The 11,173-nt window shown below is 71.8% G+C and carries 7 protein-coding genes; all 7 read left to right on the top strand.

All coding sequences use genetic code 11. The features are described 5' to 3' along the window. Positions 1-13 precede the first annotated feature (13 nt). The 7 genes from IEZ09_RS12290 to IEZ09_RS12260 all read left to right on the top strand — a co-directional run bounded on the left by IEZ09_RS12290 (position 14) and on the right by IEZ09_RS12260 (position 11,099). A complete protein-coding gene (locus tag IEZ09_RS12290) occupies positions 14-1,714 on the top strand; it encodes a 3-hydroxyacyl-CoA dehydrogenase family protein (protein WP_229812484.1) in 1,701 nt (566 codons plus the stop codon). A 71-nt stretch (positions 1,715-1,785) separates the two neighbouring features. Further along, complete coding sequence (locus IEZ09_RS12285) at positions 1,786-2,223, top strand: glycosyltransferase (RefSeq protein ID WP_189253775.1); 438 nt, start codon at positions 1,786-1,788, stop codon at positions 2,221-2,223. 153 nt (positions 2,224-2,376) lie between these two features. Further along, a complete protein-coding gene (locus IEZ09_RS12280) occupies positions 2,377-4,986 on the top strand; it encodes a LuxR family transcriptional regulator (RefSeq protein ID WP_189253774.1) in 2,610 nt (869 codons plus the stop codon). Beyond that, positions 4,986-7,670 (top strand): ATP-binding protein, encoded by a 2,685-nt coding sequence (locus tag IEZ09_RS12275; RefSeq protein ID WP_229812488.1) that lies wholly within the window; start codon positions 4,986-4,988, stop codon positions 7,668-7,670. Before IEZ09_RS12280 ends, IEZ09_RS12275 begins: the two co-directional genes overlap by 1 nt. 364 nt (positions 7,671-8,034) lie before the next feature. Then, positions 8,035-8,718, top strand: coding sequence for a PAS domain-containing protein (locus tag IEZ09_RS12270; protein WP_189253772.1), 684 nt, complete (start codon positions 8,035-8,037; stop codon positions 8,716-8,718). Between the two features lie 10 nt (positions 8,719-8,728). Next, positions 8,729-10,084, top strand: a complete 1,356-nt coding sequence (locus IEZ09_RS12265; protein ID WP_189253771.1) for an aldehyde dehydrogenase family protein — start codon at positions 8,729-8,731, stop codon at positions 10,082-10,084. A gap of 13 nt (positions 10,085-10,097) precedes the next feature. Next, the gene (locus IEZ09_RS12260) at positions 10,098-11,099 is read left to right on the top strand and encodes a beta-ketoacyl-ACP synthase III (protein ID WP_189253770.1); all 1,002 of its coding nucleotides are present in this window, start codon (positions 10,098-10,100) and stop codon (positions 11,097-11,099) included. The last annotated feature ends 74 nt before the right edge of the window (positions 11,100-11,173 follow it).

Raw genomic sequence — 11,173 nt, 5'->3', positions numbered from 1 at the left:
GAAGGACACGGACATGTCATTGGTGATCGGTGTGGTGGGGCTCGGCGGCCTCGGTGAGGGCCTCACCAAGGTCCTGCTCGCGAACGGGGCCGAGGTCATCGGCGTGGACAGCGATCTCGACGTGCTGTCCCGCGTCCAGCGCAGGCTGGGCGGGCCCCGGCTGGGCCTCGCGACCGAACTGGTCGACCTCAAACGCGCCGACCTCGTCGTCGAGGCGCTGCCGGAGGACTACGACACCAAACAGACCGTGCTGCAACAGCTCGTCGAACAGTGCGCGCCCGGCACGGTCTTCCTCACCACCACGTCGACGCTGCCGGTCGCGAAGCTGGCCATCGCGTCCGGTGCGCCGGACCGGGTCGTCGGCCTGCGCTACTTCATCCCGCCGCCGTACGGGCAGCACGCCGCCCTGATCGGCACGTCCACGGCCGCACCAGAGGCGCTGCACCTGGCGCGCACGGCGGTCCGGCTGGCCGGCACCGAGATCGTGAACCTCGGCGGCCGCCCGGCCGAGGCCGCCACCGCGCTGCTCTACGCGTGCATGAACCGCACGATCGACCTCGCCGACGCCGGCTACGCGACGGTCGAGGACCTCGACACCGCCATGAAACTGGGCTGCGGCCTCAAGTTCGGGCCACTGCACCTGCTCGACCTCATCGGGCTCGACACCGTCAGGGCCGCCCTCATCGCGCTGCACGAGAGCACCGGCTCCGGCTCCTACCGCCCCTCACCCCTGCTCGACCGCATGGTCGAGCAGGGACACCTCGGCCGCAAAACCGGCAGGGGCTTCCACCGCTACGACGACCACGGCGAGATCATCCCGCCGCCCCGCACCCGCGTCAGCGACGGCGAACCGCGCGAGATCCGCGCGGCCGGCGTCGTCGGCGCCGGGGTGATGGGCCGCGGCATCGCCGAGATCCTCGTCGTGGCGGGCATCCCGACCACGCTCATCGCCCGCACACGGGACAAGGCCGAGCAGGCGGCCGACCGGATCCGCTCGTCCCTCACCCGGCTGGTCCAGAAAGGACGGATGTCCGAACAGGACCGTCAGGACGTCCTCGCCAGGCTCACCGTCGCGACCGGCTACGAGGCCCTGAGCGACGCGGACATCGTCATCGAGGCCGTCGCCGAGGACATGGACGTCAAACGCCCTGTGCTGCAAGCCGTCGACGCCGTCCTCAAGCCCGGCGCGATCATCGCCACCACCACCTCCAGCCTGTCCGTCACCGGCTGCGCCGACGCCACGAGCCGCCCGGCGGACGTGATCGGGCTGCACTTCTTCAACCCCGCCCCGGTCATGAAGCTCGTCGAGGTCGTCCGCACCGAGCACACCGCCGACGACGTCCACGCCACCGCCCACGCACTCGTGAAGTGGTTGCGCAAGACCGCCGTCGACTGCGCCGACCGCGTCGGGTTCATCGTGAACCACGTGCTGTTCCCGTATCTGAACGACGCCATCGGAATGCTCGGCCGCACCGACGTCACCGTCGAGGAGATCGACACCGCGGTCGTGACCGCGTTCCAGCACCCGATGGGGCCTTTCACGCTCCTCGACACCATTGGTCTGGACGTCTCGCTCGCCATTCTCGAGGCACTCGCCGCGGCGTCGCAGACCGGCGAACCCGTCCCCGCGGACGAACTGCGCCACCTCGTCGCCGCCGGTCGGCTCGGGACCAAAACGGGAAGCGGATTCCGGCTCGCCAACAAAGGAAAGTGAGGGATTCCCGAGCATTCCATGCCGTAGAACTCCAAGCAGACACGTCGTCGTTCGCAGAGAGGTGGTCATCGATGATGACGGGACGGCGGCACGTCGCGATCTTCGCCAACCCCGCCCAGGGACAGGCCCTCCCGGCTCTCGCGGTGATCGAGGAGCTGGTGCGGCGGGGCTACCGCGTCACCTACGCCACCTCCTCCGAGGTCGCCGGTCGCCTCGCGCTCACCGAGGCGACCGAGGGCAGGTGGGACGTGGTGGGCTTCCTCGACGACAGCGTGGCGCCCATCTCGCTGGTGCGCGGCTACTTCGCCGACGACCTGCCCGACCTCGTCGTCTACGACGGCACCGCGGTCGACGTCGCCAGAGCCGTGGCCGACACGTGGGACGGACTGCCGGACGACGACTTCGTGGACGCGGAGTTCGGGCGGTTCCTCACCCGGTTCGGGCTCGCGTTCCTGCCCGAGAAACCGAGCCTCTACCGGGTGGTGCCCGGCCGCGTCGCCGCGTATTAGCTCAAGTGCTGGAACCACCCTCGGATTCACCACCCGCACTTTGCGGAATCACCGCATCAGACTTTGACACTTGCCTCGCGGTGTTTGCGGTCCGGTCACCAGGGACATTTATCCTCTGCGCAGGTCATCTCTTCGAGCCTGAGGCGGTAGGTGGTGAACACCCTGTCGGAACCCGGCACAGAGCTGTTCGGTCGTGAGAGCGTGCTCACCACGATCGCGCGCCACACGGCCGCCGCTCGGCGAGGAGCAGGCGGGCAGGCGGTGCTCGTACGCGGTGCCCGAGGCTCCGGCAAGTCCGCCGTGCTGCGCCGGACGGCCGCCACCGAGTCCCGAGCGGGAGCGACCGTGCTGTCCGCGGTCGGCCGGGGTGAACGCCGCCCCCTCGCCGTCGCCCGCCGGCTCCTCGTCCAGGCGGGCGTGGTCGTTCCGGAACTGACCGATCCGGCCCCGGCCGACCTCCACCGCGCCTATCGGCGCATGTGGCGCGATGTCGTGACGTTGGCCGAACGCACGCCCGTCTGCCTGGTGCTCGACGACCTCGACGCCTGTGACGACGAGACCGCGCGGTGGGTGGACTTCGTCGTGCGCAGGCTCGGCGAGGAGCGGGTCGGCCTCGTCCTGTCGCACACCTCGCCGCTCACCGTCGACCTGGCCCGCGCCCACGTCGCCGGCCTGCGGCCGCTCACGACGCGGCAGATCCGCGACATGATCACCGCGACCCTGAACTTCACCCCGGACGACGTCTTCACCGACCTGTGCCTGCGGCTCTCCGGTGGCATCCCGCGCCACCTCACCACCGTGCTCTCCGACATCCAGGCGACCCACGCGCTGCGCCGGGAGTCCGTCGAGCTCGTCGCCGCACGACGGCTGCGCGACCAGCCGGAACACCTGTGCGCGATCGCCACCGCGCTGGTGGTCGTGGACCGCGACGAGCTCGTCGCCCCGCTCGCCGGGGTGTCGGCACGGCTCGCCGAGAACGGGATTTCCGCACTGCGACAGCATCATCTGCTCGGCGACGGGCTGCCCGACCACATCCGCGAGTGGTACCGGGCGGGCGTGCTCGCCGTGCTGGACCCGGCCGAGGTCCTCGACCTGCGGCACCGGGCGGCGATCGTGCTCGACGAGTCGGGGCAGGACGTGCGGGCGGTCGCCGACCAGCTCGTGCACCTGCCCGCCGTCGACACGCCCTGGATGTCGCAGGTGCTGCGCGAGGCCGCGGCCGGCGGCAAGTCCCGCAACGCCGAGCGCTACCTGCGGCGTCTCGTCGAGCTGCACCCGGACGACATCGAACTGCGGGTCAACCTCGCCACCGGACTGTCCCGGCACGACCCCGCACAGGCCTGCGAGCACCTCGCCGCCGCGTTCCACCGCACCACCGACCCCGATCTGCGGGCCGCGCTCGCCGTCAAGCACGCGCTGACCGGCCGGACGCGCACGTTCCTGCGGATCGCCAGGGATCCCGCGCTGTCGGAGGACATGGCGACGCTGCTCGACGCCGTGCGGCTGTCGATCGACCTCGACGACGTCCACGCGGTGGCGTCCGCCGTCGCGGGCGCACGACCTCCGGAAGCCGCGGACACCACGGCACAACGGTGCCTGCTCGGCGTGGTCGCGGAAGCCACCATGCGCGGCGGCGGATCGATGGACGACGCCGTGAGCTACGCACGGGCCGCGCTCGCGGACCCCGACGCGCTCACGGACTGGTCGATGCTGTCCGCCGCGACGGTCCTGCGCATCGCCGGGCACACCGCGGAAGCACTGGCCGTGCTGGACCGCGCCGTCGACGCCTTCTCCCGCAACGGGGACTCGCTCGCGCAGTGCCGCTCGCTGGTGCACCGCGCGCTCGTGCACCAGTCGCTGGGCGAGCTCGACCGGGCCACCAAGGACGCGTCGGCCGCCGTCCGGGCCGTGCGCGAACGGGGCTGGCGGCTCCCGCGCGCCCTCATCCTGCTGGCCTGGTTGTCGGTGCAGACCGGCAACACCCCGCTCGCCGAGCAGCTGCTCCACGAGGTGGACGAGGACGACATCCGGCACCTGACGCCCGTGCACCGCGAGTACCTCCGCGCCTGCGGATGGCTGGCCCACGCGCGGGACGACATCGAGCTCGCCGCGGACCGGATGGCGGCCTGCGCGGCGGTCATGAAGGCCACCGGGCTCAGCGACCCCAGCACGCTGCCGACGTGGAGCGACGTCGTCCAGATCCTATCCCTCGCCGGCCGCGACACCACCGCCGCCGTGCGGGAGGTGGACCGGCTGGCGCAGGTGTGGCCGTCGCGGGAGGCGGCCGCGTTCTCGTTGCTGGCCAGGGCTCTCACGACGACCGGACCGGGTGCGCTCGACATGGCGAAGGCCGCCGCCGACGGGTTCGCCGCCGTGCCCTCACCCCTGCACCAGGCACGGGCGGAGCTGCTGCTGGGCCGGCGCCACACCGGCGCGGGCGAGACCAGAAAAGCGCGCAAGCACCTGCGGACCGCCGTCGGGCTGGCGGTGCGGGCCGGGTGCAAGCCGCTGGCCGACGCCGCCAGGACGTTGCTGCTCGGCGTCGGCGGGCGGATGCGCGAACCATCCACAATGGACAGCCTCGCGGTGCTGACCGCGAGCGAGCGCAAGGTCGTCGGCCTCGCCGCGGCCGGCGTGACGAACCGGGCGATCGCCGACCGCCTCTTCGTGACGGTGCGGACCGTCGAGGTCCACCTGACGCGGGCCTACCGCAAGCTCGGCGTCTCCAGCCGCGCGCAGCTGGCGGACGTCCTGGCCTCGTGATGATCCTGCTCGAGCGGGCCGAGGAGCTGCGCCGGCTCACGCGCGCGCTGCACCGCGTCCGCGCCGGCCGCGGCGACCGGATCGTCATCACCGGGGAGCTCGGCTGCGGCAAGTCCGCGCTGCTGGGCGCGGTCCGCGACCGCGCGGGCGAGACGAGGGTCCTCACCGCGACCTGTTCCGCGCTGGAGCGGGACTTCGCGTTCGGCGTCGCCCGCCAGCTGCTCGACCCGGCCCTGGCCAAGGCCTGCGAGCGGACCAGGGAACGCTGGTTCGCCGGGCCCGCCGGCCTCGCGCTGCCCGTGTTCTGCGACGACGCCCCCGCCGAGCCGGCCGTCGCCGTCGAGGACGCGGCGATCAGCGGCCTCATCGCGCTCACCCGCGCCCTGAGCGCGGACGAACCGACCGTCCTGCTGATCGACGACCTGCACTGGGCGGACGACCCGTCGCTGCGCTGGCTCGGCCGACTCGCCAGAGCCCTGGACGGGCACCCGCTCCTGCTCGTCGCGGCCACCGGGGACGGCGAGCACCGCCCGTTCCCCTGCACCGAGATCCGGCCGGAACCGCTGTCGCCCCAGGCGATCGCCGAGCTCGTCGCACACCGCACCGGAACAACCCCCGACGCCGGGTTCGTCGCCGCCTGCCACGACGTCACCGGCGGCAACCCGCTGTTCCTGGACGCGGTGCTGAGCCACGTCACCAGCCCGTCGCCCGACCAGGTGCCGCACGTCCGGCACCTGCGGCCGGCCCGGCTCACCGAACGGCTCGTGCGCGGGCTCGCCACCCTGCCGAAGCACGCCCAGGACCTCGCCAAGGCCACCGCCGTGCTCGCCGGCGACGACGACCTGGCCGGGCAGCTCGCCGGTCTCACCGAACAGCAGGCCCGTGCCGCGCACCGGATCCTCGAGCAGGCCGGGTTCACGACCGGCAGGCCCGCCGTCCGGGACGCGATCGAGGAGTCGATGCCGGTCGGCGAACGCGAGGAATGGCAGGCACGGGCCGTGAAGCTGTTGCACGACAACGGCAGGCCCGCCGAACTCGTCGCCGCCCGGCTCCTCACGGTCACCACGACCCCCGGCGGATGGGCGATCGGCACGCTGCGGGAAGCCGCCGCCACGGCACTGCGGCGCGGCGCACCGGAAGTGGCCGCCCGGTACCTGCGGCGTGCGCTCCGCGACGTCCCCGGCGACTCCGAGGACCGCGCCCGGCTGCTCGTCGACCTCGCCGTCGCCGAACGGTTCTTCGACCCGGCGGCGTCCGTCCGGCACATCACCCACGCCGTCCCGCTCTTCCGCGACGTCCGCGAACGCGCGGCAGCGCTCGTGCGGATCGCGCCCACCGCGCTCGGCCAGGCACCACGGCCCGTGCGCGACCTCATCGACGAAGTCGCCGGCCTCAACCAGGACGAGGAACTCGGCTACCGGCTCGAAGCGCGCCAACGGTATGCGTGGCACGCGGACCCCTCGTTGCTCACCGACCCGGTCCCGCGGCTGAGGCAGATCGAGGGCGGCACGCCCGGCGAACGCGAGCTGCGGGCGGTCCTGCTCGACGCGGCCGTGTTCACCGCACGCCTGCCCGCGCCCGAGATCGCGGCCATCGCGAGCACCGCGCTGAACCAGGAAACCCCGCACCCGCGGCACGTCCACACCGCGGTTCCGCTGCTCATCAGGGCTCTTGCCGCCGCCGACGCCGCCCACGAAGCGGTGCCGTGGCTCGACCAGGCGCTCAGCCGGGCGACGACCACCGTCGACCAGGCGCTGATCCGCGCCCAGCAGTCGTTCGTCCTCCTGCACCTGGGCCAGCCGGGGGAGGCGCACCGGGCCGCCGAGCACGCCCTCGACCTCGCCGTGCTGGACTGGCGCGGCGACACCACGACCGCCGCGATCGGGCTCACCGCCGTCGCGATGGAACTGCGTGACCCCGAGCTGATCGGCAAGATCCTCTCCTCGCGTCCCGACCGGGACGAACCGGCCGGATGCGACGCGGTGTACCGGATGCTGCACGCCGCGGCCAAGGCACTGGCGGGAGAGCACGCCCAGGCGCTGCAAGGACTGCTGGACTGCGGACGCGTGCTCGACGGCGTCGGCTGGCGCAATCCCGTGCTGCTGCCGTGGTCCGTCGCCACGGCGAGGCTGCACGCCCAGCTCGGCGACCTGGCCGCGGCCCGTGAAGCCGCCGCGCGGGCGTGGGACCGCGCGGTGGAGTGGGGCGCGCCGATCGGCATCGGACGGGCGCTGCGCGTGCTCGGCCGCTACACGCCCGACCGCGAGGGCCTCGCGATGCTGCACGAGGCCGTCGAGATCCTGCACGCCAACCCGTTCGAACGAGCCAAGGCACTGCTTCAGCTCGGCGCGCGCGAACGCGCCGATGGCGACCCACAGGCGCAACACCATCTTCACGAGGCGCACCGGCTGGCGCTGCAATCAGGTGCCGGAAGGCTGGCCACGAGAATCGCGAAGGAACTCGACGGTAATTCGCCCGGCATTGCCGTGGCATTGACCCGCACCGAGTTCAAGGTCGCGGGGCTCGTCGTTCAGGGTTTGACCAACGCCGAAATAGCGGAAGAACTCTCCGTGACCTCACGGGCGATCGAGAAGCACCTCACCAACTCGTTCCGCAAGCTCGGCATCCGCAGGCGCACCGAACTGCCCGCCGCCCTCGCGCGGGCATATCCGCCATCTGTGTAACACCGTCGACACTTCTACGAATTTCCTGTGCGCTCTTCCCGCACGGTTGAGGAACAACACTGTCGCCCCGCAGCAGCCGTCTCAGTTGGATCGCCAGCATCGGTGCAGCTCAGCAGCCTGAAACGGGCTCAGGTGAGACGCACCCGAAACGTCATACCGAAATGTGCGGACCCGCACCCGAACCATCGGCCCCACCCCTACCACAACATTAGGGGTCACCCCTCCTGCCTCGTTGACCGCGTTCGGCAGGGCTTTCTACGATTAATCGTGTCAAGGCGGCATTCGGGGAACAAACCCGGATCGCCTTCTTTTCGGGCAAGTCGCGGAACGCCGACTTCGACGAGATCGAGAGGGATACTCTCCCATGCACACTGTTGCCGCTGGTTCTCTCGCACCTGACCACTTCAACGGCGCAAGAGTCGTCCCGGACGCCGACGTGTTCCGTTCCCTGCTCGAGCGGTCCGGTCTCTGCCTCGCGCGTCTCGACCTCGATCTGCGCGTCGTCGAGGCCAACGACGACTTCGTGGCCCAGTTCGGCCACTCCGGCGAGTCGCTGCTCGGCCGCAGCTTCTACGACCTGCTGCACCCCGGCGTGCACGGCCCGATGCGCAAGCAGTTCGACCGTCTCGTCGAAGGCCGCCGCCAGCGCTTCGTCGAGCACTTCGCCGGCATCGGCCCGCGCCACGCCGTGTTCACCGGCGACATCACCGGCATCGCCGTCCACGACGCGCACGGCGACCTGGTGCAGTTCGTCGTCGTCGTGAACGCGGAGAAGGGCGAGCAGCCCAACGCCGTCGTCGTCGACCGCAACCGCATCCTCACCGAGCTCGACGCCCGCATCCTGGAGGGCATCGCCACCGGTGAGTCGACCGTCCGGCTCGCCTCCCGGCTCTTCCTGTCGCGCCAGGGCGTCGAGTACCACGTCGGCACGATGCTCAAGAAGCTCAAGGCCCCCAACCGCGCCGCGCTCGTCTCCCGCGCCTACAGCCTCGGGGTGCTGAGCGTCGCCAGCTGGCCGCCGCGGGTCTCGCCCGACTACATCAAGTAGGGCCCGCGCCGTGGAGGAGGTCCTGGACCGGGCGGCACAGGCCGCCCGCGAGTGGGGCGGCACCAGCCCGGACGACCGGGCGGCGGCCCTCGACGCCGTCGCCGGCGCGCTCGACCGCGAGAGCGCGGAGCTGGTGGCGCTGGCCGAGTGGGAGTGCAGGCTCCCCGGCGACAGGCTGCGCGCGGAGGTGGGGCGCACGACCTTCCAGCTGCGCTCGTTCGCCGAGTACCTGCGCTCGGGCGCCGTCAACGGCGTCGTGATCGACCACGAGGACGTGCACTGGCCGCCGGGGCCGCGGCCGGACCTGCGCCGCATGCTGGTCCCGCTCGGCCCGGTCGCCGTCTTCGGCTCCACGTCCTACCCGTTCGCGTTCTCCGTGGCGGGCAGCGACACGGCCTCCGCGCTGGCCGCCGGCTGCCCGGTCGTGGTGAAGGCGAGCCACAGCTACCCCGATCTCGCCGACCGCACCGCGGAGGTCGTCGAGGAAGTGCTGCCCAAGGGCGTGTTCGCGCTCGTCCACGGACGGCGCTGCGCCCGGCAGCTCGTGCTCGACCCGCGGATCAAGGCGGTCGCGTTCATCGGCTCGTCCCGCGTCGGCCGCGAACTGCACCACCTCGCCGCCACCCGCCCCGAGCCGATCCCGTTCTACGGCGGCTTCGGCAGCGTGAACCCCGTGTTCGTCACGCCTCGCGCCGTCGCGAAGCGCGGCGGTGAGATCGCGCGCGGGTTCGCGCAGGCGTTGTCGCAGCAGAGCGGGCAGCTGTGCACCAAACCCGGGCTTCTGGTCGTACCAGAGGGTTTCGCCGGCGACGTCGCCGCCGAGGTGCGCGCGCTGCGGGCGGAGCCGTTGTTCAACAAGCTCGTCGCCAAGCGCTTCGAGACCGGTGTGGAGGCGCTCTCCGCGTTCCTCGACGTGCTGGTCGAAGGCGGGCCGGGAGCGGGCGGTCACGCGCCGACCCTGTTGCGCACCACCGCCGCCGACATCCTGGCCGGCCACGACGAGGCGTTGGACGAGTGCTTCGGGCCCGTGTCCGTGGTCGCCACCTACCGCGACAGCAACGAACTGCTGGAACTCGCCGCCGCGCTGCCGGGACAGCTCACCGCGACCGTGCAGGGCGAGGACGACGACGTCCTGCCCGAGCTGGTCGCCGAGCTGACCGGACGCGCCGGGCGCGTCGTGTGGAACCAGTGGCCCAACGACATCGCGACGACCCCCGCCATGCACCACGGCGGCCCGTGGCCCGCGACCACGTCCCCGTTCCACACCTCGGTCGGCGTGCGGGCCGTCGAACGGTTCCAGCGTCCCGTGGTGTTCCAAGGGTTTCCCAGCCACTTACTGCCTGAAGTGCTGGAGGACAACCGGTGAGGAAGGTCGCAGAATGCGCGCAGCGGTGGTCGCGGGACTCGGTGCATGGCTCCCGCCGCGAGTGGTCACCAACGACGAGCTGACAGCCAGACTGGACACGACCGACGAGTGGATCCGCAGCCGGATCGGGGTCGTCACGAGACACGTGGTCGAACCCGGCATGGCGACCTCGGACCTCTCGGTCGAGGCGGCGCGACGGGCCCTGCGCTCGGCGGGCGTGCCGGGCGCGGGCGGGGTGATCCTCGCGACCACGACCCCCGACCGGCCCTGTCCCGCGACGGCACCGGAGATCGCGTCGCGGCTCGGCCTCGACGGCGTCCCGGCGTTCGACATCGCGGCCGTGTGCACGGGATTCGTGTACGGGCTGGGAGTCGGGGCCGGTCTGATCACGTCCGGGATCGTGGACAGCCTGATCGTGATCGGCGGTGACGCCTACTCCACGATCCTCAACCCCCAGGACCGCACGACGTCCGTGATCTTCGGCGACGGCGCGGGCGCGGTGGTCCTGCGCGCCGGTTCCGCCGACGAACCCGGCGCGCTCGGTCCGTTCGACCTCGGCTCCGACGGCGAACTGTCCGACCTGATCACGGTTCCGGCCGGCGGGTCGCGGCAGCGGTCGTCGCGCGGCATCGTGCCGCACGGCGACAAGTTCTTCCAGATGGAAGGACGCGAGGTGTTCGCGAACGCGGTGGCCCGGATGTCCGCGTCGTCGCGCAACGCCATCAAGCGGCAGGGCTGGGTGGCGTCCGATGTGGACAGGGTGATTGCGCACCAGGCCAACACGCGGATCCTCGACGCGGTGTCGGCCGAGCTCGAGGTGCCGCGCGACAAGTTCATCTCCAACATCACCGACGTAGGCAACACCTCGGCCGCCTCGATTCCCCTCGCTCTGGCACACGGCGTCCGTTCCGGCGAACTCCAACCAGGCCACAAGGTGTTGCTCACCGCGTTCGGCGGAGGCCTGACCTGGGGCGCCACCACCCTGACGTGGCCCACCCTCAGCCTCGCCGAGTGACCACGAAAACGATGAACGGCGCTTTTGCCCACGTGTGGTGGACAAAAGCGCCGTTCATCAACCACCCGGAAGGG

This window comes from Lentzea flava, assembly GCF_014648475.1.
GTDB classification, from domain to species: Bacteria; Actinomycetota; Actinomycetes; order Mycobacteriales; family Pseudonocardiaceae; genus Lentzea; species Lentzea flava.
Note: the sequence above shows the minus strand (reverse complement) of the source record. Positions and strands in the feature narration are given on the sequence as shown.

Coding starts and splice junctions, on each gene's coding strand:
- IEZ09_RS12290 (WP_229812484.1), top strand. CDS start 14: ATGTCATTGGTGATCGGTGTGGTGGGGCTCGGCGGCCTCGGTGAGGGC.
- IEZ09_RS12285 (WP_189253775.1), top strand. CDS start 1,786: ATGATGACGGGACGGCGGCACGTCGCGATCTTCGCCAACCCCGCCCAG.
- IEZ09_RS12275 (WP_229812488.1), top strand. CDS start 4,986: ATGATCCTGCTCGAGCGGGCCGAGGAGCTGCGCCGGCTCACGCGCGCG.
- IEZ09_RS12270 (WP_189253772.1), top strand. CDS start 8,035: ATGCACACTGTTGCCGCTGGTTCTCTCGCACCTGACCACTTCAACGGC.
- IEZ09_RS12260 (WP_189253770.1), top strand. CDS start 10,098: ATGCGCGCAGCGGTGGTCGCGGGACTCGGTGCATGGCTCCCGCCGCGA.